The 23,944-nt window shown below is 71.1% G+C and carries 21 protein-coding genes; 7 read left to right on the top strand and 14 right to left on the bottom strand.

Annotated elements, in window-relative coordinates:
- Nucleotides 1-147: 147 nt before the first annotated feature.
- Genes OHO27_RS26605 through OHO27_RS26620 form a run of 4 tightly spaced genes read right to left on the bottom strand, consistent with a single transcriptional unit; the run spans nt 148 to nt 5,827 of the window.
- Nucleotides 148-1,308 (bottom strand): acyl-CoA dehydrogenase family protein, encoded by a 1,161-nt coding sequence (locus OHO27_RS26605; protein ID WP_328427492.1) that lies wholly within the window; start codon nt 1,306-1,308, stop codon nt 148-150.
- Between the two features lie 6 nt (nt 1,309-1,314).
- Entirely contained in the window at nt 1,315-2,247 is a 933-nt protein-coding gene (locus OHO27_RS26610) for a hydroxymethylglutaryl-CoA lyase (protein WP_328427493.1), read from the bottom strand.
- Nucleotides 2,244-4,184, bottom strand: a complete 1,941-nt coding sequence (locus OHO27_RS26615; RefSeq protein WP_328430561.1) for an acetyl/propionyl/methylcrotonyl-CoA carboxylase subunit alpha — start codon at nt 4,182-4,184, stop codon at nt 2,244-2,246. The genes OHO27_RS26610 and OHO27_RS26615 overlap by 4 nt, the downstream gene beginning before the upstream one ends.
- A 26-nt stretch (nt 4,185-4,210) precedes the next feature.
- A complete protein-coding gene (locus tag OHO27_RS26620; protein ID WP_328427494.1) occupies nt 4,211-5,827 on the bottom strand; it encodes a carboxyl transferase domain-containing protein in 1,617 nt (538 codons plus the stop codon).
- A gap of 97 nt (nt 5,828-5,924) precedes the next feature.
- Here OHO27_RS26620 and OHO27_RS26625 point away from each other — a divergent pair, with 97 nt between their 5' ends.
- Nucleotides 5,925-6,521 (top strand): SACE_7040 family transcriptional regulator, encoded by a 597-nt coding sequence (locus tag OHO27_RS26625; protein WP_328427495.1) that lies wholly within the window; start codon nt 5,925-5,927, stop codon nt 6,519-6,521.
- A gap of 18 nt (nt 6,522-6,539) precedes the next feature.
- Here OHO27_RS26625 and OHO27_RS26630 read toward each other — a convergent pair whose 3' ends face one another.
- Both OHO27_RS26630 and OHO27_RS26635 read right to left on the bottom strand, forming a co-directional pair.
- Complete coding sequence (locus OHO27_RS26630) at nt 6,540-7,196, bottom strand: response regulator transcription factor (protein ID WP_328427496.1); 657 nt, start codon at nt 7,194-7,196, stop codon at nt 6,540-6,542.
- Nucleotides 7,184-8,311 (bottom strand): sensor histidine kinase, encoded by a 1,128-nt coding sequence (locus OHO27_RS26635; protein ID WP_443059601.1) that lies wholly within the window; start codon nt 8,309-8,311, stop codon nt 7,184-7,186. Before OHO27_RS26635 ends, OHO27_RS26630 begins: the two co-directional genes overlap by 13 nt.
- Nucleotides 8,312-8,445: 134 nt before the next feature.
- On the opposite strand from OHO27_RS26635, the gene OHO27_RS26640 reads away from it, so the two are divergent.
- The 3 genes from OHO27_RS26640 (at nt 8,446) to OHO27_RS26650 (ending at nt 11,313) form a co-directional block, all read left to right on the top strand.
- A complete protein-coding gene (locus OHO27_RS26640) occupies nt 8,446-9,126 on the top strand; it encodes a DedA family protein (RefSeq protein ID WP_328427497.1) in 681 nt (226 codons plus the stop codon).
- Between the two features lie 112 nt (nt 9,127-9,238).
- Nucleotides 9,239-10,396, top strand: a complete 1,158-nt coding sequence (locus OHO27_RS26645) for an acyl-CoA dehydrogenase family protein (RefSeq protein ID WP_328427498.1) — start codon at nt 9,239-9,241, stop codon at nt 10,394-10,396.
- 50 nt (nt 10,397-10,446) lie between these two features.
- A complete protein-coding gene (locus OHO27_RS26650) occupies nt 10,447-11,313 on the top strand; it encodes an acyl-CoA thioesterase (RefSeq protein ID WP_328427499.1) in 867 nt (288 codons plus the stop codon).
- Nucleotides 11,314-11,344: 31 nt separating this feature from the next.
- Here the strand turns inward: OHO27_RS26650 and OHO27_RS26655 are convergent, their stop codons facing one another.
- From OHO27_RS26655 to OHO27_RS26665, 3 genes are all read right to left on the bottom strand, one after another.
- Nucleotides 11,345-11,854 (bottom strand): GNAT family N-acetyltransferase, encoded by a 510-nt coding sequence (locus tag OHO27_RS26655; RefSeq protein WP_328427500.1) that lies wholly within the window; start codon nt 11,852-11,854, stop codon nt 11,345-11,347.
- A 17-nt stretch (nt 11,855-11,871) separates the two neighbouring features.
- Nucleotides 11,872-12,660, bottom strand: a complete 789-nt coding sequence (locus tag OHO27_RS26660; protein WP_328427501.1) for a phosphatase — start codon at nt 12,658-12,660, stop codon at nt 11,872-11,874.
- Between the two features lie 73 nt (nt 12,661-12,733).
- The gene (locus tag OHO27_RS26665) at nt 12,734-14,632 is read right to left on the bottom strand and encodes a PucR family transcriptional regulator ligand-binding domain-containing protein (protein ID WP_328427502.1); all 1,899 of its coding nucleotides are present in this window, start codon (nt 14,630-14,632) and stop codon (nt 12,734-12,736) included.
- Nucleotides 14,633-14,776: 144 nt separating this feature from the next.
- Here OHO27_RS26665 and OHO27_RS26670 point away from each other — a divergent pair, with 144 nt between their 5' ends.
- The 3 genes from OHO27_RS26670 to OHO27_RS26680 are packed head-to-tail and all read left to right on the top strand — an operon-like array spanning nt 14,777 to nt 18,954.
- Nucleotides 14,777-16,231, top strand: coding sequence for a sodium:solute symporter (locus tag OHO27_RS26670; RefSeq protein ID WP_328427503.1), 1,455 nt, complete (start codon nt 14,777-14,779; stop codon nt 16,229-16,231).
- A 57-nt stretch (nt 16,232-16,288) separates the two neighbouring features.
- Nucleotides 16,289-17,269, top strand: coding sequence for an agmatinase (speB, locus tag OHO27_RS26675; RefSeq protein ID WP_031114210.1), 981 nt, complete (start codon nt 16,289-16,291; stop codon nt 17,267-17,269).
- On the top strand, nt 17,266-18,954 hold the full coding sequence (locus OHO27_RS26680; protein WP_328427504.1) for a thiamine pyrophosphate-binding protein: 1,689 nt from the start codon (nt 17,266-17,268) through the stop codon (nt 18,952-18,954). Before speB ends, OHO27_RS26680 begins: the two co-directional genes overlap by 4 nt.
- Here the strand turns inward: OHO27_RS26680 and OHO27_RS26685 are convergent.
- From OHO27_RS26685 to OHO27_RS26705, 5 genes are all read right to left on the bottom strand, one after another.
- On the bottom strand, nt 18,944-19,198 hold the full coding sequence (locus OHO27_RS26685) for a hypothetical protein (protein WP_328427505.1): 255 nt from the start codon (nt 19,196-19,198) through the stop codon (nt 18,944-18,946). The two genes, OHO27_RS26680 and OHO27_RS26685, sit on opposite strands and share 11 nt — an antisense overlap.
- 75 nt (nt 19,199-19,273) lie before the next feature.
- The gene (locus tag OHO27_RS26690) at nt 19,274-20,080 is read right to left on the bottom strand and encodes an endonuclease I family protein (RefSeq protein ID WP_328427506.1); all 807 of its coding nucleotides are present in this window, start codon (nt 20,078-20,080) and stop codon (nt 19,274-19,276) included.
- Between the two features lie 195 nt (nt 20,081-20,275).
- Complete coding sequence (locus OHO27_RS26695) at nt 20,276-22,501, bottom strand: ArnT family glycosyltransferase (protein ID WP_328427507.1); 2,226 nt, start codon at nt 22,499-22,501, stop codon at nt 20,276-20,278.
- A gap of 165 nt (nt 22,502-22,666) precedes the next feature.
- A complete protein-coding gene (locus OHO27_RS26700; RefSeq protein ID WP_328427508.1) occupies nt 22,667-22,882 on the bottom strand; it encodes a DUF397 domain-containing protein in 216 nt (71 codons plus the stop codon).
- Nucleotides 22,875-23,669, bottom strand: coding sequence for a helix-turn-helix domain-containing protein (locus OHO27_RS26705; RefSeq protein WP_328427509.1), 795 nt, complete (start codon nt 23,667-23,669; stop codon nt 22,875-22,877). Before OHO27_RS26705 ends, OHO27_RS26700 begins: the two co-directional genes overlap by 8 nt.
- Between the last annotated feature and the right edge of the window lie 275 nt (nt 23,670-23,944).

Genomic DNA, 23,944 nt, shown 5'->3' on the forward strand with positions numbered 1-23,944 from the left:
CACCGGACCGTACTTTGCGAGGGCGTGACCTTTCCAGGGACAAAATCAGCTATTTGGAAAGGAAGTTTCACTGAAATGCGTGACTACAGCCACATTCCTGAAGGGTTGTATGGCGGGCGGTCTCAACTTGGCTTCGATACCGGTGAATCAGCCCACCAGCCCCAACTCCCTCGCGATCAGCATCCGCTGCACCTCGCTCGTGCCCTCCCCGATCTCCAGGATCTTGGAGTCGCGCCACATGCGGGCCACCGGGTACTCGTTCATGAAGCCGTAGCCGCCGTGGACCTGGGTGGCGTCACGGGCGTTGTCCACCGCGATCGTGGAGGAGTACAGCTTCGCGAGTGCCGCCTCCTTCTTGAAGGGCTCCCCGGACACCAGGCGTGAGGCCGCGTCGCGCCAGGCAAGGCGGGCCGTGTGGGCCTTCATCTCCATGTCGGCGATCTTGAACTGGATGGCCTGGTTGGCGCCGATGGGGCGGCCGAAGGCGTGGCGTTCCTTGGCGTACTTCACCGACTCGTCCACACAGCCCTGCGCCAGGCCCGTCGCGAGTGCCGCGATGGCGATGCGGCCCTCGTCCAGGATGCGCAGGAACTGGGCGTACCCGCGGCCCTCCTCGCCCAGGAGGTTGGCCGCCGGGACGCGGACGTCGGCGAAGGACAGCTCACGGGTGTCGGAGGCGTTCCAGCCGACCTTGGAGTAGGGGGCCGCGACCGTGAAACCGGGCGTGCCGGACGGGACGATGATGGACGAGATGAGCGGCTTGCCGTCCGGCTTGCGGCCCGTCACCGCCGTGACCGTGACCAGGCCGGTGACGTCCGTGCCGGAGTTGGTGATGAAGCACTTGGTGCCGTTGATCACCCACTCGTTCGTCGACTCGTCCAGGCGGGCCGTGGTGCGCGTCGCGCCCGCGTCCGAGCCGCCGTCGGGCTCGGTCAGGCCGAAGGCGCCGAGCATCTCGCCGGAGCAGAGGCGGGGAAGCCACTCCCGCTTCTGGGCGTCCGTGCCGAAGAGGTGGATCGGCATCGCGCCGAGGGAGACGCCCGCTTCGAGCGTGATGGCGACCGAGGAGTCCACGCGGGCGAGCTCCTCCAGCGCGATGCCGAGCGCCAGGTAGTCACCGCCCATGCCGCCGTACTCCTCGGGGAACGGCAGGCCGAACAGGCCCATGCGGCCCATCTCCCGCACGATCTCGTACGGGAACTCATGGCGCTCGTAGAAGTCGCCGATCTTGGGCGCCACGACATCGTGGGCGAACGCCTCCACCGTGCGGCGGAGTTCCTCCAGTTCGAGGGAGAGACGGTGGTCCATGGCTGTTCACTGCTCCTTGTGGGACAGGGCTCGTACGGTGCGGGAAGGGCTGGGTCGGCCCAGTTGCTCGGCCATCCACGCGCTTGTGGCGACTAGGCGGTCGAGGTCGACTCCGGTGTCGATGCCGAGGCCCCGCAGCATCCACACGAGGTCTTCGGTGGCGAGGTTGCCGGTGGCGGACTTGGCGTAGGGGCAGCCGCCGAGGCCGCCGGCGGAGGCGTCGACGGTGGTGACGCCGTGTTCCAGGGCGGCGTAGGTGTTGGCCAGCGCCTGGCCGTAGGTGTCGTGGAAGTGGACGCCGATGACGTTCGTGGGGACGCCCTCCTCGTTCAGCATGGAGAGGAGTTCCAGCACATGTCCGGGCGTGGCGACGCCGATCGTGTCGCCCAGGCTGAGTTCGTCGCAGCCCATGTCCCGCAGCGCCCTGCACACGCGGACCACCTGGTGGATCGGGACCGCGCCCTCCCAAGGGTCGCCGAAGCACATGGAGACATAGCCGCGGACATGGACGTGCTCGGCCTTGGCGCGGGCCACGACCGGCTCGAACACCGCCAGTGACTCGTCGAGCGTCCGGTTGAGGTTGGCCTTGGCGAAGGACTCCGTGGCGCTGGCGAAGACGGCGACCCGGCGGGCGCCGAGGGCCAGGGCACGGTCCAGGCCGCGGTCGTTGGGGACCAGCACGGGGAGCGCCACCGGGAGGTCGCTGACGAGCGGGAACAGTTCTTCCGCGTCGGCCAGTTGGGGCACCCACTTGGGGTGGACGAAGCTGGTGGCCTCGATCGTCGTCAGCCCCGCCTCGGCGAGGCGGCGCACGAACTCCGCCTTGACCTCGGTCGGCACGGTCGACTTCTCGTTCTGCAGGCCGTCGCGCGCGCCGACCTCGTGGATGCGGACCCGGGCGGGCAGGTCCGCGGCAGGCACCGTCATGGGCAGCGTCATCGGTCCTCCTCCACCGGGGTGATGACCGCCAGGACCTGGTCCATGGCGACCGTCGTGCCGGGTGTGACGTCCAGTTCGGCGACCGTGCCGGCGTGCGGGGCGGAGATGACGTGCTCCATCTTCATCGCCTCGACGACCAGCAGGCTCTGCCCGGCGGCCACTTCGTCCCCCACGGCCACCTTCACGACGGTGACCGTCCCCGGCATCGGCGCGGTGAGGGAGTCGGCGCCGGAGTGCGCGGCTCCGGTCAGGGACGCGGCGACCGGGTCGTGGTCGCGCACGTGCCAGGCGTCGCCGTCCCGGCCCAGCCAGGTGCCGTCCGGCAGGGCGGCGAGCTCGAAGGTGTGCCGGACGCCGTCCAGGGTCACCGACACCCGACCGCCCGCGACGGTGGCGGAGCCGCGCGGGGCGTACTCCACCGGGTCCTGCACCCGCAGCGGGAATCCGACGGGCTTCGGGGTCCCGCCGAGCCGCCAGCCGCTCGGCACCGAGAACGGATCCGTCCAGCCGCCGCCCGCCGGCTGCAGCGCCTCCAGCCGTACGGCCGCCGCCGCCTCGTAGACCTCGTCGGGTACGTCCGTGCCGACCAGATCGTCCACCACGCGCTCGACCAGCCCGGTGTCCAACTCGCCCGTCACGACCGCCGGATGCGCGAGCAGCCGCCGCAGGAACCCGGCGTTCGTCTGCACGCCCAGCGTGACCGTCTGAGCGAGAGCCGCCCGGAGCTTGCGCAGCGCCGTGGCGCGGTCGGGGCCGTACGCGATCACCTTGGACAGCATCGGGTCGTACAGGCTGCCGACCTCGGTGCCCTCGCTGAGTCCGGAGTCGGTGCGGATGCCGTCGCCCTGGGGCTCGCGCAGCTTGAGGACCGTGCCGCCCGAGGGGAGGAACCCGCGCGCGGGGTCCTCGGCACAGATGCGGGCCTCTACCGCGTGCCCGGTGAGGCGTACGTCCTCCTGCGCGAAGGCCAGCGGCTCGCCCGCCGCCACCCGCAGCTGCCACTCCACCAGGTCCAGGCCGGTGATGAGCTCGGTGACCGGGTGCTCGACCTGGAGGCGGGTGTTCATCTCCATGAAGTAGTACGAGGACGGGTCGCTGCCCGGCACGATGAACTCCACCGTGCCCGCGCCCCGGTACCCGCAGGAGCGGGCCGCCTGCACGGCCGCCTCGCCCATCGCCGCCCGGGTCGCCTCGTCGAGCAGCACACTGGGCGCCTCCTCGATGATCTTCTGGTGCCGGCGCTGGAGGGAGCACTCGCGCTCCCCGAGGTGGACCACGTGCCCGTGGCCGTCGGCCAGGACCTGGATCTCGATGTGCCGGGGCCGGTCGATCCACCGCTCGACGAGGAGCGTGTCGTCACCGAAGGAGGCGCGGGCCTCACGGCGGGCGGCGGCGATCTCGTCGCCCAGCACGGCCGCGTCCCGCACCAGCCGCATGCCCTTGCCGCCACCGCCGGCCGACGGCTTGAGCAGCACGGGCATGCCGATCTCGCGGGCGGCGTCGGCGAGTTGGGTGTCCGTGAGCCCGCTGCCGCTGGAGCCCGGGACGACCGGGACGCCGGCCGCCTTCACCGTCTCCTTGGCCCGGATCTTGTCGCCCATCAGCGAGATGGCGTCGGCGGGCGGTCCGATGAAGACCAGCCCGGCGTCGGCGCAGGCGCGCGCGAAGCCGGCGTTCTCCGCGAGGAAGCCGTAACCCGGGTGGACGGCCTGGGCGCCGGTGCGGGCCGCCGCCTCCAGCAGTCGCTCCACGGACAGATAGCTCTCGGCCGCCGGCGCCGGACCGATCCGTACCGCCGTGTCGGCCTCCCGGACATGGCGGGCGTCGGCGTCCGCGTCGGAGAAGACGGCCACCGAGCGCACGCCCAGCGAGCGGAGCGTACGGATCACGCGGACGGCGATCTCGCCCCGGTTGGCCACGAGGACCGTGTCGAACATGGTCTGCGTCATCTGCACAGTCCCCCTCACATCCGGAAGACGCCGAACTGGGGGTCACCCAGGGGCGCGTTGGCACAGGCGGTCAGGGCGAGGCCCAGCACCTGACGGGTCTCCAGCGGGTCGATCACGCCGTCGTCCCAGAGGCGGGCCGTCGCGTAGTAGGCGTTGCCCTGGCGCTCGTACTGCTCCCGGATCGGGGCCTTGAACGCGTCCTCGTCCGTGGCCGCCCAGTCCTCGCCCCGCGCCTCCAGCTGGTCCCGCTTGACGGTCGCGAGGACGGAGGCGGCCTGTTCGCCGCCCATGACGGAGATCTTGGCGCCCGGCCACATCCACAGGAAGCGGGGGGAGTAGGCGCGGCCGCACATCGAGTAGTTCCCGGCGCCGTACGACCCGCCGACCACCACCGTCAGCTTCGGCACGCGCGTGCAGGCCACCGCCGTGACCATCTTGGCGCCGTGCTTGGCGATGCCGCCCGCCTCGTAGTCCTTGCCGACCATGAAGCCGGAGATGTTCTGCAGGAAGACCAGCGGGATGCCGCGCTGGTCGCACAGCTCGATGAAGTGGGCGCCCTTCTGGGCGGACTCGGAGAACAGGATGCCGTTGTTGGCGACGATGCCGACCGGGTGGCCGTGGATACGGGCGAAGCCGGTGACGAGGGTCTGGCCGAACTCGGACTTGAACTCCGAGAAACGGGAGCCGTCGGCCACGCGCGCGATGATCTCGCGTACGTCGTAGGGAGTGCGGGAGTCGACGGGTACCGCGCCGTAGAGTCCGTACGGGTCGACCTTCGGTTCCGTGGCGGGAGTGACCTCCCAGGGGAGGCTGCCGCGCGCGGGGAGCGTCGCGACGATGTTCCGCACGATCCGCAGCGCGTGGGGGTCGTCCTCGGCGAGGTGGTCGGTCACGCCGGACACCCGGGAGTGGACCTCACCGCCGCCCAGCTCCTCCGCCGTGACGACCTCACCGGTGGCGGCCTTCACCAGCGGGGGGCCGCCGAGGAAGATCGTGCCCTGGTTGCGGACGATGACGGCCTCGTCGCTCATGGCGGGCACATAGGCGCCGCCCGCGGTGCACGAGCCCAGCACGGCGGCGATCTGCGGGATGCCGGCGCCCGACATGCGGGCCTGGTTGTAGAAGATCCGCCCGAAGTGCTCCCGGTCCGGGAAGACCTCGTCCTGCATGGGCAGGAAGGCGCCGCCGGAGTCGACGAGGTAGAGACACGGCAGGCGGTTCTCCAGGGCCACCTCCTGCGCGCGCAGGTGCTTCTTCACGGTCATCGGGTAGTACGTCCCGCCCTTGACCGTGGCGTCGTTGGCCACGATCACGCACTCGCGCCCGCTGACCCTCCCGATCCCGGCGATGACGCCGGCGGCCGGGGCCTGCCCGTCGTACATGCCGTCGGCGGCGAGCGCAGCGAGCTCCAGGAAGGGTGAGCCGGGGTCGAGGAGGGTGTCCACGCGGTCGCGCGGCAGCAGCTTTCCGCGCGCGGTGTGCCGGTCGCGCGCCTTCTCGCCGCCTCCCAGCCGGGCGGCGGCGAGCTTGCCGCGCAGCTCCTCCACGAGCGCCCGGTGGGCCTCCTCGTTGGCTTGCCAGGCCTGAGACGCGGGATCTGCCGCGCTCGCAAGCTCCGGTGCCTCGTGCATCGTGCGGTCCCCTCACCCAGTGGTCGACCAGTTAATGAGCGTTAACGCATTTCCTTCAGGTTAACGACCGCTAACCTCCCTGTCTAGAATTGCTTCCATGGCCACCAGAACCGACGCCCCGACCCGCCGCGAACAGATCCTCAAGGAGGCCGCGCGGCTCTTCGCCGAGCGTGGATTCCACGGCGTCGGTGTCGACGAGATAGGCGCCGCCGTGGGCATCAGCGGCCCCGGTCTCTACCGGCACTTCGCCGGCAAGGACGCGATGCTCGCCGAGCTGCTGGTCGGCATCAGCGGCCAGCTGCTGACCGGCGCGAAGCGGCGCCTCGCGGAGGCCGACGGCGTGCCGCCGGAGGCGGTGCTCGACTCGCTCATCGAGGGCCACATCGACTTCGCCCTCGACGACCGGCCCCTCATCACCCTGCACGACCGCGAGCTGGACCGCCTGCGCGACAGCGACCGCAAGCTCGTACGGCAGCTCCAGCGGCAGTACGTCGAGCTGTGGGTGGAGGTGGTGCGCAAGGTGTACCCGGACCTCACGGAGCCGACGGCCCGGTCGGCCGTGCACTCGGTGTTCGGGCTGCTGAACTCGACGCCGCACCTGGGGCGCTCGGGGTCGCTGCCGGGGCGGGGAGTCACGGCGGTGCTGCTGCACCGGATGGCGCGGGGGGCGTTCGGGGCGGCCGGGATGGAGTGAGCCGTACGGCTGCCGGTGCTATCCCTCGGCCGGGGCGCTCAGGTGACGCAGTACGGCGAGGACGCGGCGGCTGTATCCGGTCGTGCCGGTCAGGCCGAACTTGTCGAAGATCGCGTTGGTGTGCTTCTCGACCGCGCTCTGTGAGACGTAGAGCTGCTGCGCGATGGCCGCGTTGGTGCAGCCCTGCGCCATCAGCGCCAGGACGTCGCGCTCCCGGGGCGTGAGCCCGTGCAGCGGGTCGGTGCGGGCGCCGCGGGCGAGGAGCCGCCGGACCACCTCGGGGTCGAAGGCGGTGCCGCCGGCGCCCACGCGCTCCAGGGCGGCGAGAAACTCCTCCACCTGCATGACCCGGTCCTTGAGCAGGTACCCGACGCCCTCGCTGCTGCCGCCGAGCAGCTCGGTGGCGTAGCGGCGCTCGACGTACTGCGACAGCACCAGCACGGCCGTACCGGGATGCCGCTCACGGATCCGCAGCGCGGCGCGCAGCCCCTCGTCGGTGTGCGTGGGCGGCATCCGGACATCCACCACGACGATGTCGGGCGGCTCGGCCGCCACCGCCACCAGCAACGCCTCCGCGTCCCCCACGGCCGCCGCCACGACATGCCCCTCCTCGGCGAGCAGCCGCACGAGGCCCTCTCTCAGCAGTGCCGAGTCCTCGGCGATCATGACGCGCATGGGAGCTCCGCGGTGATGAGGGTGGGGCCGCCGGGTGGGCTGTCGATGGTCAGGTGGCCGTCCAGGGCGGCGATGCGGCGGGAGAGGCCGAGGAGGCCGCCGGTGGTGGGGTGGCGGGGGGCGCCGCCGGTGCCGTTGTCCTCGATGTGGATCACGATGCCGTCGTGTCGTCCGGTCACCCGGATCGCTGCCCGGGTCGCGCCCGAGTGTTTCAGGGTGTTGGTGACGGCTTCGGCGGCCACGAAGTACGCGACCGTCTGTACGGGGACCGGGGGCGGGGTGCCGTCGAGGCCGTACGTCACCTCGACGGGCAGGACCGAGCGCTCCGCGAGTCCCTCCAGGGCCGCGGCCAGCCCGCGCTCGTCCAGGGCGGCGGGGTAGATCCGCCAGGCCGTCTCGCGCAGCTCCGTCAGTGCGTGGGCGGACTCCTCGTGGGCCTGGCGCAGGAGCGCGTCCGCCTTGGCGGGGTCGGTCGTGCGCAGGGCCCGGCCCAGCAGCATGCCCAGGGCGACCAGGCGCTGCTGCACGCCGTCGTGCAGGTCGCGCTCGATGCGCCGCCGTTCGTCGTGCACGGCCTGCATCACCCCGGCCCGGGTCTCGGCCAGTTCACCGACCCGGCGCCGCAGCAGCTCCGTCTCGCTGGGGCCGAGATGCCGCCGGGCCAGCTGCTCGTCCAGCTGCGCCAGCCCGCGTCCGCCCTGTGCGCACAGGAACAGGAGGAAGACGCCGCCCAGCCCGGACAGCGCGACGGTGCCGAGGTGGTCGGGGTCCATCACGAACCAGGCCCACACCAGCAAGGACGCGTAGGCGAGCCCGACCAGCGAGGTCAGCAGCACCAGCAGCCCGAACAGGCCGAGCGGCCAGCGTGCCGCCACGTACCCGTACGCCGCCCTTCCGGTGCGCGGCGGGTCCAGCTCGACGGCGTGGAAGACCGCGAGGCGGCGCCGCTCCAGGGCGGCGAGGCGCAGCGCGCTCGCGGGGACGGGGGAAGGGCGCCGGGTCAGCGGCCTGCGCACCCGGCCGCCCAGGACGCAGACGAGCTCGGCCACCGCCGTCAGCCCGCCCAGCAGCAGCCCGACGGCGAGGCGGAGCCAGCGCTCGGTGAATCCGATCACGACGGATCAGGCTAGCCAAGGCGGCCGGGGCGGCGCCCTGCGGAAAACCGCACTCTTCCTGTGCGGGTTCCCACAGCCGGATATGAGGCCCTCCTCATACCGCCCTTAGGTCAAGACTTCGTAAAGTGGCCTGCATGATCATTGCTGCTGCGTCCGAGGCGCCCGTCGGTGGAGTCGCCGGCTGGGCCGCCGACCTGATGGAGAAGCTGGGCGGCCCCGGCGCCGGCCTGGCCATCGCCCTGGAGAACCTCTTCCCACCGCTGCCGAGCGAGGTGATCCTGCCGTTGGCGGGGTTCACGGCGAGCCAGGGCCGGATGGACGTCGTCGGGGCCGTTGCCTGGACGACGGCCGGTTCGGTGGTGGGCGCACTGGCCCTGTACCTGCTGGGCGCGCTCCTGGGTCGGGACCGGCTGATCGCCGTGGCGGCGCGGCTGCCACTGGTGAAGGCCGCGGACGTGGAACGGACCGAGGCCTGGTTCCTCCGGCACGGCACCAAGGCCGTGTTCTTCGGCCGCTTCGTGCCGATCTTCCGCAGCCTGATCTCGATACCGGCGGGAGTCGAACGCATGCGGCTCCCCGTGTTCCTCGCCCTCACCACGGCGGGCAGCCTCATCTGGAACACCGCCTTCATCGCCGCCGGCTACGCCCTCGGCGCCCGCTGGCACGAGGTCACCGACCTGGTCGGCCTCTACTCCAAGGCGATCCTGGTGATCGTGGCCGTGGCGGCCCTGGCGTTCGTGGGCGTACGGCTGCTGCGGGCAGGACGCGGGCAACGGCGGCGTCCGGTCGGGTCCGGTTCCGAGCGGCGCCGCTAGGCGGTCCCGGAGTGACGAGCGTTACGGACCTTGACCCCTGGACGCCTGTGGATACTCGCCGGTACGGTTGAGTGAGCAAGCGCTTAGACATGTACCGGTGGAGGTGGACGGCGTGCGCCGTACGGTGTTCAACGAGGATCACGAGGCGTTCCGGGAGACCATCCGCGCCTTCATCGAGGCCGAGGTCGTCCCGGTCTACGACGAGTGGTTCGCGGCGGGCCAGGCGCCCCGCGACTTCTACTACAAGCTCGCCGAGCTCGGCGTCTTCGGCATCCGCGTCGACGAGGAGTACGGCGGCGCCGGCATCGACTCGTACAAGTTCGAGGCCGTGATGTACGAGGAGACGTCCCGCGCGGGCGTCCAGTTCGGCGGCTCCGGCGTGCACGTGCTGCTCGGCCTGCCGTACATCAAGATGCTCGCCAGCGACGAGCAGAAGAAGCGGTTCCTGCCGAAGTTCGTCTCCGGTGAGGAGATGTGGGCGCTGGCGATGACCGAGCCGGGCACCGGCTCCGACCTCGCGGGCATGAAGACCACCGCCAAGCTGAGCGAGGACGGCACGCACTACGTCCTCAACGGCGCCAAGACCTTCATCACCGGCGGCGTCCACGCCGACCGCGTGATCGTCTGCGCCCGCACCGACGCGCCCAGCGCCGAGGACCGCCGCCACGGCATCTCGCTGTTCGCCGTGGACACCAAGGCCGAGGGCTACTCCGTCGGTCGCAAGCTGGACAAGCTCGGCCTGAAGACCTCCGACACCGCCGAGCTGGCGTTCGTCGACGTGAAGGTCCCGGTCGAGGACCTCCTCGGTGAGGAGAACAAGGGCTTCTACTACCTCGGCCACAACCTCGCCTCCGAGCGCTGGGGCATCGCCTTCGGCGCCTACGCGCAGGCCAAGGCGGCCGTCCGGTTCGCCAAGCAGTACGTGCAGGAGCGCACCGTCTTCGGCAAGACCGTCGCGTCCTTCCAGAACACCAAGTTCGAGCTGGCCGCCTGCCAGGCAGAGGTCGACGCCGCCGAGGCGGTCGCCGACCGCACGCTGGAGGCCCTGGACGCCGGCGAGCTGACGCCCGCCGAGGCCGCCTCCGCGAAGCTCTTCTGCACCGAGGTCGCGCACCGCGTGATCGACCGCTGCCTCCAGCTGCACGGCGGCTACGGCTTCATGAACGAGTACCCGATCGCCCGCCTGTACGCGGACAACCGCGTCAACCGGATCTACGGCGGCACCAGCGAGATCATGAAGTCGATCATCGCGAAGGACATGGGCCTGTAGGACACGGACCCGTAAGGTCCGCGAAATTACCTGCCAGTAGAAAAGGTGCCATGAACCAGGCACTACAGGGACTCCTCGATCTGCTCGACCTGGAGCAGATCGAGGAGGACATATTCCGCGGCCAGTCCCGGTCCGCCGTCGTCCCGCGCGTGTTCGGCGGGCAGGTCGCGGCCCAGGCGCTCGTCGCTGCCGGGCGCACGGTCCCCGAGGACCGCCACGCCCACTCGCTCCACGCGTACTTCCTGCGCGCCGGGGACCCGGGCGTGCCCATCGTCTACAACGTCGACCGCATGCGTGACGGGCGTTCCTTCACCACCCGCCGGGTGGTCGCGGTGCAGCACGGCAAGCCGATCTTCGCCCTGTCGGCCTCCTTCCAGCTGTACGAGGAGGGGATGGACCACCAGGCCCCCATGCCTCCCTCACCCGATCCGGTGACGCTGCCCACCTCCGAGGAGCGGCTGCGGGACTACGGCCACCTCGATCCGGCGGTGGTGGAGAAGTTCCTGGAGGCACGCGAGGCGGTCGACCTGCGCTATGTCGACGAGCCGCCGTACGGCAGGTTCGGCGAGCCCCGCGAACCGCACTCCCAGGTGTGGTTCCGCACCAACGGCAAGCTGGCCGACGACCCCCTCCTGCACGTCGTACTCGCCACCTACGTCTCCGACATGACCCTCCTCGACTCCGTGCTGCTCGCGCACGGGCGGGGCGGCTGGGCGGTCGGCGACGTGGTCGGCGCCTCGCTGGACCACGCGATGTGGTTCCACCGTCCCTTCCGTGCGGACGAGTGGCTGCTGTACGACCAGGAGTCACCGTCGGCGCACGGCGGACGCGGCCTCGGGCAGGCCCGCATCTACACCCAGGACGGTCAGTTGGCGGTGTCGGTGATCCAGGAGGGCGTGGTCCGCATCCCGCGGTGACCCGCCCGCGCCCCGCCCGCCGGTCCTGACGTCAGGCCAGATCGACGCGAGGGTCGACGGCCCAGTGGTTGCTGTGCAGGATCCGGTCGGCGAACGTCACCTCGCGTTCGCCGAGCAACCGGAAGCCGAGCGAGCGGCAGATGCCGTTCGAGGCTGTGTTACCCGTGGCCGGGAAGGCGTGCACGACACCCCAGCGGTTCTCGTCCCGAGCCTGTTCGAGCAGGGCCCGGGCGGCGCGCTTGCCCAGCCCCCGGCCCTGGAACTCCGGCAGGACCATCCAGCCGATCTCGGAGACGGGCCCGTCGTCCGTGTCGTACGACCAGAGGGTCACGCCCCCCGCCACCACGTCGGGCGCGTCCGGCGCCGGCACGATCATCTTGATCCAGGCGAGGTCCGCCGCCGCCTCCCGGGCGTCCCGCAGGACCTTGTCCCGTATGCCCTCGCGCGGAAGGGGTCCGCCGAGGTCCGCCATCATGATGGGATCGCAGCGCATACGGACGTAGGCGTCGACGTCGTCCGGTGTGACGTTGCGCAACAGCACGAGGCCCCCTGCCCGTTCTAGCCGAGCCCCGCCTCCGCCAGCAGGAACGCCGTCATCGGGTCGTAGTGGCGCGGGCTCACCACATGGTCGTCCAGCGGTACCACCACCTGAACCGTCCCCTCCGCCTCCGCGAGGAACAGCGCCGGGTCGTTGCAGTCCGCGTAGCCCATGGAGTCCAGCCCGTGCTGTCCGGCGTAGCCTGCCCAGCCGTGGTCGGCGACGACCAGGTCCGGCAGCGGACGGCCCTCGCGCTCGAGTCCCCTGAGGATGGCCTTCATCGGCTCGCCGGAGTGGGTGTGCCAGAGGGTGGCGCCGTGTTCCAGGACCGCGACGTCCGCGAACTGCATGACGTAACCCTCGTCGGTCTGCAGGCCGTCCGGGATCACGACGATCTCGCAGCCCGCCGTGCGCAGGGCATCCGCCGTCGCGCGGTGGACGTCCAGCAGGCCGCCCGGGTGACCGGTCGCGAACAGGACCCGCTGACCGCCGTCCGCCGCCTTGCGCAGCCGGGCCGCCATCCGCTCCAGCGCGGCCACCGTCAGCTCGGGGTCGATGGTGTCCTGGCCGTGGCGGTGCTCCGCGTCGTCGTTCACGCCGACGCGCTCCGCCATCACCGCGAGCACGTCCTGCTCGTCGGTCCAGCGGTCGCCGAGCTCCAGGCCGAGCCAGTAGTGGCGGTCGCCGTTCGCCAGCTTGCGGTAGTGGGAGAGGTTGTTCTCGCGGGGAGTGGCGACATCGCCCGCGATACGGGTTCTGACGAGGTGGTCGACAAGCTCGGCGCGGCTGAGTGTCCCGGGTATCGGCATGGTTCCCATTGTGAGGCAGACAACTGCTGGAACGGCCGCGTCCGGAGCGCGTGCGACGCGGGTCACTCGCCGATCATGGCTCGATCCGGCGCAGGGCGAACCACAGTTCCATCCGTACGTCCGGGTCGTCCAGGTCCGTCTCCAGCAGCGCCGCGCACCGGGCGATCCGCTGCCGGACGGTGTTGCGGTGGACGGACAGGGCGACGGCCGTGCGGTCCCAGCTGCCGTGCAGGGAGAGCCAGGTGCGCAGGGTCTCCGTGAGCGGGGCGGTGAGCGGCGCGAGGAGGTCGCGGGCGTGGGCCTCGGCCTCGTCGGGGGCGAGCAGGTCGGTGAGGGCCGGGCGCTGGGTGCCGTGCCGGAACAGGGGCATGCGTGTGGCCCTCGCCCTGGACAGGGCCCGCGCCGCCTGGGTGTCGGCCGCCGGCCAGTCCCGCGCGGTCGCCGGGGCGCTGACGCCCAGCGTCCAGCCCGGCTGCGGGGCCGGTTCGCGGTCCGCCGGGGCGAGGACGCGTACGACGTCCTGCGCCAGGTCGACCAGCGGGGAGCCCAGGGCCGCGCCCAGCGCGGAGGCGGCCACGGGGTCGCAGGGCTGGGTGTCGGGGCTGCCGTGGACCACCAGCCGGCGCTCGGCGCCCAGCAGCGGAGCCACCGCCTCCGGCTCGGCCCCCAGCAGCAGCCGTACGAGCGCGGACGAGCGGGCCGCTCCCGAGCCGCTCTGGTGCTCGCCGGTGAGGAGGGAGAGGAGCACGGCGGCGACGGAGGCGATGGTGTGGTCGCCCGAGTCCCGGCGCGGGGCGGCGACACCGAGGACGAAGCCCTGGCCACTGCCGAGGGCGTAGGCCGAGAGGTGGGTGCCGGCGATGGTGTCGGAGGCGGAGGAGGGGGTGGCGGCGGGCCCGGCGCTCGGGCGTGCGGCTTCGAGGCGGGCGGTCTGCTCTGCGGGGCCACGACCGCCTGCCCGCGCGGCACCCGGGGCGCCGGTCGGGCGGGTGGCCTGGGCGCCGGTGGTGGTTCGCGCGGGTTGCGAGCCGGTGGCCGGTCGGGTGGTTTGTGGGCCGCTGGTTGTGCGGGCGGGGTCCGGGTCGGTGGTCGGGGGTTGCGGGTATGTCGTTGCTCGCGCGGCACCCGGGGTGCCGGTCGGGCGGGTGGCCTGGGCGCCGGTGGTGGTTCGCGCGGGTTGCGAGCCGGTGGCCGGTCGGGTGGTTTGCGGGCCGCTGGTTGGACGGGCGGACTCCGGGCCGGTGACCGTGGACGTGGGCTGCGGGTACGCCGGCGTCTGCGGGCCGGACGGCTGCCGTGCGGTCTCGCCGCCCGACGCCGGCACCACGGGCCGTACCACCGTGGCCAGCTCCGCCAGCGCTCCCCGCACCGCGCCCCCGGGCGCCGCCCGCCCCGCCTCCCCGATCACCGCCCCCTCCGGCCCGTACAGCACCGCCCAACCGCCCACGCGCTGGGCCAGTTGCCGCAGGACGGCGGGTACCGGGTCGGCGCGAGAGGCCGCCGCGGCAAGGCTCTGCTGGGCCTCCGTCACGCGGCGCAGTTCGGTGTGGCGGGCCTGGGCCATGAGTTGCCAGACGGCACGGGCCACGCCCGAGAAGGTGGTCTGGGGCGGGACCTCCAGGAGCGGCAGTTCATAGGCGTCGCACGCCGCCACCAGGGCGCGCGGCACCGTGTCGTGGACCGGGGCGAGCCCGAAGCCGAGGGCCGCGCCGCCCGCCGCGACGATCCGCGACACGTAGTCGTCGAAGTACGTGCCCGAGCCCGCCGCCTCCGGGACGTGGACCCCGGCCGTCAGCAGCAGCTCGCCGCCCAGGAGGTAGGGAAAGGGATCGGCCATTTCCGAGGTGTGCGCCCAGTGGATCACCGTGTCCGAGTCGGCCGGTCCGGCGATCCGGCGCAGGGCCAGATCCTCTCTGGCCAGCAGCGCGGAGAGCGGCACCGGGGGAGTGGGCGGAACAGCCGGCTCCGGCATGTGGATGTTTCCTTCAGTCGCCCAACCGCAGATGGATGAAACGTACACTTCGCAGTCGCTTTCCGGCCACCTAGTGTCGACCCCTGTCACCCGCCGGCGACTTCGAGTGTCCGAATTTCGAGTGTCCGATTGAGGGAGGTCTCTGTGGCCGTCGACTACGCAGTAATCGTCGTCTATCTGGCCGGCATGCTGGCCATGGGCTGGTGGGGCATGCGCCGTGCCAAGTCCAAGAGCGAGTTCCTGGTCGCCGGCCGCCGGCTCGGGCCGACGATGTACTCCGGCACCATGGCCGCGATCGTCCTCGGCGGCGCGTCCACCATCGGCGGTGTCGGGCTCGGCTACCAGTACGGCCTCTCCGGTGCCTGGATGGTGTTCACCATCGGCCTCGGGCTGCTCGCGCTCTCCGTGTTCTTCTCGGCGCGCATCGCCCGCCTGAAGGTCTACACCGTCTCCGAGATGCTCGACCTGCGCTACGGCGGCCGGGCCGGCGTCATCTCCGGCGTGGTCATGTGGGCGTACACCCTCATGCTCGCGACCACGTCGACCATCGCGTACGCCACGATCTTCGACGTCCTCTTCGACATGAACCGCACCGTCGCGATCATCCTGGGCGGCTCGATCGTCGTCGCCTACTCGACGCTCGGCGGCATGTGGTCGATCACGCTCACCGACATGGTGCAGTTCGTGGTGAAGACCGTCGGCGTGCTCCTGCTGCTCCTGCCCATCGCCGTCGTCAAGGCCGGCGGGTTCAGCGAGATGAAGGCCCAGCTGCCCACCGAGTACTTCGACCCGCTCGGCATAGGCGGCGAGACGATCTTCACCTACGTCCTGATCTACACCTTCGGCATGCTGATCGGGCAGGACATCTGGCAGCGCGTGTTCACCGCCCGCAGCGACACGACCGCCAAGTGGGGCGGCACCGTCGCGGGCACCTACTGCCTCGCCTACGCCCTCGCCGGCGCCGTCATCGGTACGGCGGCCAAGGTGCTCTACCCCAAGCTCGGCAGCCCGGACGACGCCTTCGCGACCATCGTCAAGGACGAACTCCCGGTCGGCGTGCGCGGGTTGGTGCTGGCCGCCGCCCTCGCCGCCGTGATGTCGACCTCCTCCGGCGCGCTCATCGCCTGCGCGACCGTCGCCAACAACGACATCTGGTCACGGCTGCGGGGAAGAATCACGACCGGTGAGCGTGACGAGGTGCAGGGCAACCGCGTCTTCATCCTCATCATGGGCCTCGCCGTGATCGGCACGGCCATCGCGCTCAACAACGTCGTCGAGGCGCTGACGGTGGCGTACAACCTGCTCGTCGGCGGACTCCTCGTCCCGATCCTCGGCGGACTGCTGTGGAAGCGGGGCACGGCACAGGGCGCGCTGGCCGCCGTCGCGGTCGGCGGTCTCGCCGTCATCGCCCTGATGGCGACCTACGGCATTCTCGCCAACGAGCCCGTCTACTACGGCCTGCTGTCTTCCCTCGCCGTGTACATCGCCGTCTCCTTGATGACAAAGCCGACCGACGCGGCCGTACTCGACGCCTGGCGTGAGCGCCTTGCCGGGCGGGCTCCCGAACCCGTGTCCGAACCGGTGCCGGCTCACCAGTAGAGTCATAGGCAGATATCCCGCATACGCGATGAAGCGTAGGAAAGAAGGCATTTCCACATGAGCAGTAACGAGACGCCCCGCGGCCCCGTCGACTCCTCCCGCATCCCGCGGTACGCCGGGCCCGCGACCTTCGCCCGGCTCCCGCGCCTCGACGAGGTCGGCCGCGCCGACGTCGCCGTGGTCGGCGTGCCGTTCGACTCGGGCGTCTCGTACCGGCCGGGCGCCCGCTTCGGCGGCAACGCGATCCGCGAGGCGTCCCGGCTGCTGCGCCCGTACAACCCGGCGCAGGACGCCTCCCCCTTCGCCCTCGCGCAAGTGGCGGACGGCGGCGACATCGCCGTGAACCCGTTCAACATCAACGAGGCCGTGGAGACCGTCGAGGCGGCCGCCGACGACCTGCTCGGCACCGGCGCCCGCCTGATGACGCTCGGCGGCGACCACACCATCGCGCTGCCGCTGCTGCGCTCGGTCGCCAAGAAGCACGGCCCGGTCGCCCTGCTCCACTTCGACGCCCACCTCGACACCTGGGACACGTACTTCGGCGCGGAGTACACCCACGGCACCCCGTTCCGCCGGGCGGTGGAGGAGGGCATCCTCGACACCGAGGCGCTCTCCCACGTCGGCATCCGAGGTCCGCTCTACGGCAAGCAGGACCTGACCGACGACGAGAAGATGGGCTTCGGCATCGTCACCTCGGCGGACGTCTACCGCCGCGGCGCCGACGAGGTGGCCGACCAGCTGCGCCAGCGCATCGGGGACCGCCCCCTGTACATCTCCATCGACATCGACTGCCTCGACCCGGCCCACGCGCCCGGCACCGGCACCCCCGAGGCGGGCGGCATGACCTCGCGCGAGCTGCTGGAGATCCTGCGGGGCCTCGCGTCCTGCAACCTGGTCTCGGCGGACGTCGTCGAGGTGGCGCCCGCGTACGATCACGCCGAGATCACGTCGGTGGCCGCGTCCCACACGGCGTACGAGCTCACCACGATCATGTCCCGCCAGATCGCGGCGGCCCGGAAGGACTCGGAAGCGAAGTGACTCACGACCACGACCTGGTACTCCGCCCGACTCAGGCGCAGATCGACGCTGCACTGAATCCTCCCGCCGGGCGCAACGGCGGGGACCTGGTCGTGGAGACGCTGGCGGCGCTCGGCACGACGACGGTCTTCGGGCTGCCCGGCCAGCACGCGCTCGGCATGTTCGACGCGTTGCGCCGCTCCGACCTGCGGTACATCGGGCTGCGGGTGGAGAACAACGCCGGGTTCGCGGCGGACGCGTACGGCCGGGTCACGGGCGAGGCTGCCCCGCTGCTGCTGTCGACCGGCCCCGGGGCACTGACCTCGCTGGCCGCGCTGCAGGAGGCGGCAGCCGCGTCGGCGCCCGTGCTGGCGATCAGCAGCCAGATCCCTACGGCGGGGCTGGGCGGCGGCAGGCACGGCTACCTGCACGAACTCCCGGAACAGGCGGCCTCGTTCAGGGGCGTGGTGAAGTCGGTCCACACGGTCCGCACCCAGTCCCAGATCCCCTCCGCGATCGAGGCGGCCTGGAAGTCGGCGCTGACGGCCCCGCACGGCCCGGTGTGGGTGGAGATCCCGCAGGACGTGCTGCTCGCCGAGACGTCGGTCCCGGTGGTGACGGGCGGCGACGCCTTCCCCGAGGAACTGCCGCCCCGCCCCGAACTGACGGCGGTGGCCGCCCACCTGCTCTCCCACGCCGAGCGCCCGGCGATCATCGCGGGCGGGGGAGTGGTACGGGCGGACGCCTCGGGCAAGCTGAGGCAGCTCGCGGAGATGCTCCAGGCGCCGGTCGTCGCGACCCCCGGCGGCAAGGGCGCCTTCCCCTGGACGCACCCGCTGTCCCTCCAGTCCTGGATCGAGGACCGGCACACGACGGACTTCCTGGAGGACGCCGACGTACTCCTGGTCGTCGGCTCGGGCCTCGGTGAACTCTCCTCGAACTACCACACGTTCAAGCCGCGGGGCCGGGTCGTCCAGATCGAGGCGGACCTCGGCAAGCTGGAGTCCAACCATCCTGCACTGGGCATCCACGCGGACGCGCGGCTCGCGTTGCAGGCGCTGCTGGAGACGGTGGCGGAGCGCACGGATCCCACCGCGTCCGAGCGGGTACGTGCCGTCCTCGCGAAGGTCGCCGACCGCATCGCCGCCCAGGAACTCACCCTGGAACAGGACGTGCTGGCGTCCGTCCGCCAGGCGCTCCCCGCCGACTCCCCGTCCTTCTGGGACATGACGATCCTGGCCTACTGGGCCTGGTCGGCCTTCGACGCCAAGGGCCCCAACCACATGCACACCGCCCAGGGCGCCGGCGGCCTCGGCTACGGCTTCCCGGCGGCACTCGGCGCGGCTGCCGCGGACCCGACCCGCCCGGTGCTCGCGGTCTCCGGCGACGGCGGGGCCCTGTACTCGATCGCCGAGTTGGCGACGGCCAGGCAGTACGACCTGCCGGTCACCTGGCTGATCGTCGACGACGGCGGCTACGGCATCCTGCGCGAGTACATGACGGACGCCTTCGGCGAGGCCACGGCGACGGAACTGACCCGCCCCGACTACGTGGCCCTGGCCGAGTCCTTCGGCGTCCCCGGGGTCCGTACGACCCCGGAGACACTGGAGGCGGATCTGGCGAAGGCGCTTCAGACCCCCGGCCCGTCGGTGGTCGTACTCCCGGCGGTGCTACGGATGTTCGCGCCGACGCACCTCACCGCTTGACGGCCGGCTCAGCGCCCTCGTCCCGCGTGTCGTCGACGTGGTCGCGGTTGGCGCAGGCGTCGTCGACCGCGGCGCCGGTCCACGGTGCGGCCAGTGGGACGAGAGCGAGTGCCTCCCTGCAGAGGTTGCCGGCGGAGTAGCCGGCGATGGTGATACGACCCCGGTCGCCGTCGTCGGCGTGGGCCGGGGCGGCGAGTACGAGGGCTGCCATGGTGAGCGCGGCGAGCGCGCCGATCTTCTTCATGGCCGGGTCAACGGCATCGGATCGGCGCAGGTCACTCCGCTGCACAGGTGGTAGGGCCCGGTAGGGCCCGGTGGCCTACCAGATCGACTCGACCCACTCCGGGTGGTCGATGAACGGGTTGCGGTTGCCCTGGTAGGAGTCGTAGATGACCTCGTTGCGGCGCTCCTCGAAGGCGTTCGGCGGGTCCTCGTCGTTCCACTGCTTCAGGACCGAGAGGCGGCCGTGGTACGGAACGCTGCCGTTGATGGAGTCGTTGGCCTCCAGGTCGGGCCAACTGTCGTCACCCTCGTAGCGGACGGCCATGTAGAGGATCATGCGGGCCACGTCGCCCTTGACGGCGTCGCGCGGCTCGAAGGAGTTGGAGTCGGTGAGGCTGCCGCCGGAGTTGGTGAAGCTGCTGCCGCCGTTGTCGAAGTCCTTGTTGCCGCGGATGCTGTTGACCTGCACGTCCTCGGGGCGCAGGTGGTGCAGGTCGGTGCCGGGGCCGGTGGAGGTGCCGAAGTCGCCGTGGGACTGGGCCCACGTGTGCTCGCGGTTCCAGTTGCCGGTGTTTCCGCCGTTGAGGGACTTGCTGCGGGAGATGCCGCTGTAGAGCAGGACCACGTTGCTGCTGTTGTTCGGGTCCTGGTCGGTGACCTTCAGGGCGTTCCAGACGGCCGAGTACGAGATCTTGGTCTGGTCGCTGATGATCTCGTGCAGCGAGTCCTTCAGGGCCGTGCCGGTCTTGCCGATCGCGTCGGCGTAGTACGTGTCGTCGTACTCCGTCGTCGTCGCGGCGGCCGGGGCCGCGGTGAGCGCCGGGGTGGTGAGGCCGACCAGAACGGCGGCCGTGGTGAGCGCCACGGACTTCCAGCGGCTGCGGCCTATGTGTGTCGCCGACATGTGGGGGTCCCATCTACGCGGGTTGAATGGAGGCGGCAAACGGGAGAGTGACATGGACATGTGGTGGTGTCGAGGGCTTGCACGTGTCCATTGGGTGACGGGAAACGGCAAAACGGGGCCTGTCCCCACGAGTTGACACGACGGAGCAGCCCCGGCGGGTAAGCCGGGGGCCGTTCCGTGTGCACCGGGATGGGGTCAGCTGACGTCCGACGGGTCCAGACGGTAGATCGACGACTGCGTGGACGTACTGCTGTCGTCCGAATCGGAGGCGGAGGCCGAGCTCTTGCTGTACTCGCTCTCCTTCACCGCCGTCCCGTTCTTCTGCACCCACTGAGTGACCTCGGAGCTGACGTCGCTGCCGCCGCCGCGGCCGCCGCCCATACCTCCGCCACCGAGCTGGATGTAGTGCAGCTCGCCCTTCTTCACCAGCTCCTTGAGCTTGGCCAGGGTCATCGCCTTGTCGCTGCCGGACCAGCCCCACATGGAGATGACGGGCTCACCGCTGCTGACGATCAGCTGGGCCGCGCTCTGCGAACTCGACACCGCCAGCAGCCACTTGGCGCCGTCTTGGTGCTTCTTGAGGTAGGTGATGAGCTCGCTGCTCGCGGCGCCGCCCATGCCGCCGCCACCGCCCGTACCGCCGGGTCGGCCGCCCGTGCCGCCGGAGCCCCCCGGTGGCGTACCGCCCATCTCGGCGTTGCCGCCGGAGGCCTGGCCGCCCTGTCCGCCGGGCAGTTGGCCGCCTCCGCCGCCCGGCATCTCGCCGTTCTGGCCCTGCTGCCCGCCTGCCTGGCCGTTCTGGCCCTGTTGCGCGCCCCCGGGCCCACCGGTCCCACCGCCCAGGAAGCCACCCCGGCCGCCGCCACCGCCACCACCGCCGGGCCCGCCCCCGAAGCCGCTCCCCGTCGAAGGCCCGGCCGTCGGGTTCGTGCCGCCCATGCCGCCGCCCGAACCGGACGGCACCGACCAGGCGTACGCCGCCGGGCCCGCCACGGCGGCGACGACCGCCGCCACCACGGATGCCGCCAGCAGCCGTACCCGGATCCCGGACGCGGACCGGAAGACCAGCAGTCCCACGATCGCCAGCGCCATGACGACGGCGATCGCCGGCCACAGCCAGGTGTTCCAGCCGGAGGCCCGCCGCAGGAGTACGACCGCCCAGACGGCCGTGATGCCCAGTCCCGTCGGCAGCACCCACGCCCACCGCCGGTCGGCGCGGAACGCGCGCAGCAGCATCAAGCCGCCGCCTCCGCACAGGGCCGCGATGCCGGGGGCGAGCGCGGTCGTGTAGTACGGGTGCATCGTGCCCTCGGCCATGGCGAAGGTCAGGTAGTGCAGGGCAGTCCAGCCGCCCCACAGCAGCAGCGCGGCACGGGTGAGGTCGGTGCGCGGGGCGCGGCCGCACAGCACCAGGCCGCCGATGCAGGCGATGGCCGCGAACGGGATGAGCCAGGAGATCTGGCCGCCGAGGATGTCGTTGAAGAGGCGGCCGAGCCCCGCCGTACCGGAGAAGCCGCCGCCGCCTCCTCCTCCGCCACCGCCGCCTCCGCCGTTGCCCTCGCCGCCGAGGATCCGGCCCAGGCCGTTGTAGCCCATGATCAGGTCCCAGGCCGAGCCGTCCGTCGAACCGCCGATGTAGGGGCGGTCATCGGCCGGGACGAGCGAGACCGCCGCCGCCCACCAGAAGCTGGAGACAACGAGAGCGACGCCCGCGACGAGGAGGTTGACGACGCGCTTCACGAGCTTCGGCTTCGCCGCGTACAGGTAGACCGCGAAGACGGCGGGCAGCGCGATGTACCCCTGGAGCATCTTCGTGTTGAAGGCGAGGCCGAAGCAGACCGCGGAGCCGACCAGCGGCAGCAGCCTGCCGTTGTGGACGGCCCGCAGGGCGAGCGCCGCGCCGCCGGCCATCAGGAACACGAGCAGTGTGTCGGGGTTGTTGTCACGGTTGATGGCGACCGTGATCGGGGTCAGGGCCAGGACCAGCGCGGCCACCGTCGCCGCGCCGTGGCCCCACACCCGCTTCACCGAGGCGTGCACGATCCAGATCGTCGCCAGCGCGACGAGGACCATCGGCAGCATCATCTGCCAGGTGCCGTAACCGAACACGCGGCACGACAGGCCCATGACCATCAGGGCGAAGGGCGGCTTGTCGACGGTGAGGAAGTTGCCCGCGTCCAGCGAGCCGAAGAACCACGCCTTCCAGCTCTGCGTGCCGCTCAGCACGGCAGCGCTGTAGAAGCTGTTGAGGCTTGAGCCCGACAGGTTCCAGGAGTACAGCACCGCCGCCAGGATCAGGATCGCGATCAGCGCGGGGAGTGACCAGCGCGGTGCCTTGCCCGGGGGCGCCGCGGGCGGGGCCGGGGGCGGCACGTCGGGGGTCACGGTCGTGTGGGGGTGGGGATCGGTGGCTGATGTCACCCGCGCATCCTGTGCGGCGGGGGTGGGTGCGGGCTGTGCCGGACCTGGGGCGTGCCTGTGGATTCGCAAAGGAGTCCGCAAAGGAGTCCGCATGCTTTCACCGTTGGTTCGGCCTACTACCGGCTGACCGCTCAGAGCTGACGCCCGGCGCAGGTCGCGATCGGCTCAGGGCCGTGATTCCTTGACAGCCGTGACGAACGCCGACCAGTTGGCGGCGGAGAAGACCAGCGCGGGGCCGTGCGGGACCTTGGAGTCGCGGACGGGGACGCCGGAGGGGTGGTTGTCGAGGACTTCGAGGCAGCTGTCGGCGTTGGGGCTGCTGTAGGACGACTTGCGCCAGCCTGTCAATATGGCAGCGTTCGGGATGATTCGGTCAGCCATGGTGTCCGTAGTCCTTCGCAGTGGCCTTGAGTAGTGCTACTGACTCCTTCAGAGGCAGCGCGTCGCTCAGAGCCAGAGCGTATCCGCTCTGCAACTGCTGGACCGCTGACGGGGAATCGATGAGTCGCCCCGCCCCGTGCCCCTCGGTGTATGCCAGGGGTGGCTGGTCCTCGAACCACATCAGCGAGAGCATGCTGTGCAGCATCGGATGAAGCCCCACATCAAAGGGCAGCACGTGTACGCGGATACGTCGAGCCTCGGTGAGGCGGACGAGGTGCATGATCTGCTCCGCCATGACGGCCTCGCTGCCCACAGGACGCCGCAGAACCGCCTCGTCCAATAGCGCCCACATCACGGGTGTGACCGGGTCTTCAAGGATCTTCGCGCGTTCAAGGCGTGTGACAACGCGTTTGTCACGCACCTCTTCGCTCACCGGAGGGAACGCCGAGCTCATGAGCGCATGTGCGTACCCTTTGGTCTGCAGGATGCCCGGGAAGTACGTCAGGGCGAACTCTCGGATTGTCACCGCCTGTTGTTCGAGCTCGCGCACCGACTCGAAGTAGTCGGCGATCGCCACCTCGCCCTGCGGCAGAAAGCTGCTCAGCACATCCCCCGTGCCCAGAGCCACATCGAGCCGCCGAGCATCCTCCCTCGAAGGCACCCGCCGTCCCGCCTCGATATGCGCGATGTGCGAACGCGTCATGAACGCCCGGTCGGCCAGCTCCTCCTGCGTCAGCCCCGCCGCCTCGCGCTGCTGCCTGAGCCAGTCACCGTACGTGTTGCTCATGGCCAACTCCCTTGTGACGAATGCCTGGTCACATTCGACCCTCTGGCGAGGCTAGCCCGACCCGTCTCAGTCTGTGAGTTGATCGCTACAGAACGCGATACCCCCGCGACCGTCCGACCGGTCCGGGGGCGTGGTCATCAACTAACGCTAGGAGCCGACGACATGAGTCACCGTATCGCCCATCTCTGCGCGCCGTTGCTACGTCTTCTGGGCCGCCCGGGCGGGAAGGTGAGCCGTGCTGTTCTCCACGGGCTGACCGTCCACCAAACCGGTGT

It is taken from the genome of Streptomyces sp. NBC_00443 (genome assembly GCF_036014175.1).
Classification (GTDB): Bacteria; Actinomycetota; Actinomycetes; order Streptomycetales; family Streptomycetaceae; genus Streptomyces.

Coding starts and splice junctions, on each gene's coding strand:
- OHO27_RS26605 (WP_328427492.1), bottom strand. CDS start 1,308: ATGGACCACCGTCTCTCCCTCGAACTGGAGGAACTCCGCCGCACGGTG.
- OHO27_RS26610 (WP_328427493.1), bottom strand. CDS start 2,247: ATGACGCTGCCCATGACGGTGCCTGCCGCGGACCTGCCCGCCCGGGTC.
- OHO27_RS26615 (WP_328430561.1), bottom strand. CDS start 4,184: ATGTTCGACACGGTCCTCGTGGCCAACCGGGGCGAGATCGCCGTCCGC.
- OHO27_RS26620 (WP_328427494.1), bottom strand. CDS start 5,827: ATGCACGAGGCACCGGAGCTTGCGAGCGCGGCAGATCCCGCGTCTCAG.
- OHO27_RS26625 (WP_328427495.1), top strand. CDS start 5,925: ATGGCCACCAGAACCGACGCCCCGACCCGCCGCGAACAGATCCTCAAG.
- OHO27_RS26630 (WP_328427496.1), bottom strand. CDS start 7,196: ATGCGCGTCATGATCGCCGAGGACTCGGCACTGCTGAGAGAGGGCCTC.
- OHO27_RS26640 (WP_328427497.1), top strand. CDS start 8,446: ATGATCATTGCTGCTGCGTCCGAGGCGCCCGTCGGTGGAGTCGCCGGC.
- OHO27_RS26650 (WP_328427499.1), top strand. CDS start 10,447: ATGAACCAGGCACTACAGGGACTCCTCGATCTGCTCGACCTGGAGCAG.
- OHO27_RS26660 (WP_328427501.1), bottom strand. CDS start 12,660: ATGCCGATACCCGGGACACTCAGCCGCGCCGAGCTTGTCGACCACCTC.
- OHO27_RS26665 (WP_328427502.1), bottom strand. CDS start 14,632: ATGCCGGAGCCGGCTGTTCCGCCCACTCCCCCGGTGCCGCTCTCCGCG.
- speB (WP_031114210.1), top strand. CDS start 16,289: ATGAGCAGTAACGAGACGCCCCGCGGCCCCGTCGACTCCTCCCGCATC.
- OHO27_RS26685 (WP_328427505.1), bottom strand. CDS start 19,198: ATGAAGAAGATCGGCGCGCTCGCCGCGCTCACCATGGCAGCCCTCGTA.
- OHO27_RS26690 (WP_328427506.1), bottom strand. CDS start 20,080: ATGTCGGCGACACACATAGGCCGCAGCCGCTGGAAGTCCGTGGCGCTC.
- OHO27_RS26700 (WP_328427508.1), bottom strand. CDS start 22,882: ATGGCTGACCGAATCATCCCGAACGCTGCCATATTGACAGGCTGGCGC.
- OHO27_RS26705 (WP_328427509.1), bottom strand. CDS start 23,669: ATGAGCAACACGTACGGTGACTGGCTCAGGCAGCAGCGCGAGGCGGCG.